This is a genomic window from Blautia difficilis (assembly GCF_014297245.1).
GTDB lineage: Bacteria > Bacillota > Clostridia > Lachnospirales > Lachnospiraceae > Blautia_A > Blautia_A difficilis.
The window spans coordinates 1-639 of sequence record NZ_JACOQG010000100.1; the positions used below are offsets into that span (position 1 = coordinate 1).

Sequence of the window (639 nt, forward strand, 5' to 3'; positions counted from 1 at the left end):
CTTCAGCGCATCCAGACTTCTCACAAAAGAATAAAACTCACTCCTGTCCTCTTCTCCATAAGCCTGAGCAAGGATTTTCATATATTCCTGTTCGCCCTCTGCCTCCAGGATCTCTGCCTGTTTTTTTGCATCAGAAATCTGGATTGCTACTTCTTTGTCTGTTTTATTTCGAATCACCTTTGCTTCGGAGTTTCCCTCTGCCTTGTAAGTCGCTGCAATATTATCTCGTTCAGAAATCATTCGTTCATACACAGCTTCCTTATTATCATCCGGCAAATCCAGCTGCTTGGTTTCGAATTTGAGAAGTTCGATTCCATACTGATCCATGTTTGTTCCTATTGCCTCCATAACCATATCAGACAGTTCTCCGTCACGGCTTGTGATCACCTGATCCTGTGACATACTGCTGATCGCATTTTTGGTGGCATTATACACAGCAGTATTAATTCGACTCTCACCACTTTCCACAGAAGAGTTTAATGTCTGTGCAAATTTAAGCGGATCGCTGATTTTCCAGAGAACATAGCTGTCGCTGATCATCGTTTTCTTATCTTTTGTAATTACATCAGATGCTGCCAGATCATACAGCAATGTTTCCTTTGGCAATGACTGTGTACTCTCTATAAACGGAATCTTAAA

1 protein-coding gene is annotated in these 639 nt (G+C 41.5%); it reads right to left on the bottom strand.

Annotation, left to right across the window (positions count from 1 at the left end; genetic code table 11):
• Nucleotides 1-639, bottom strand: a 639-nt coding sequence (gene hflC / locus H8Z82_RS17015; RefSeq protein WP_186995774.1) for a protease modulator HflC, incomplete at both ends; no start/stop codon positions are given.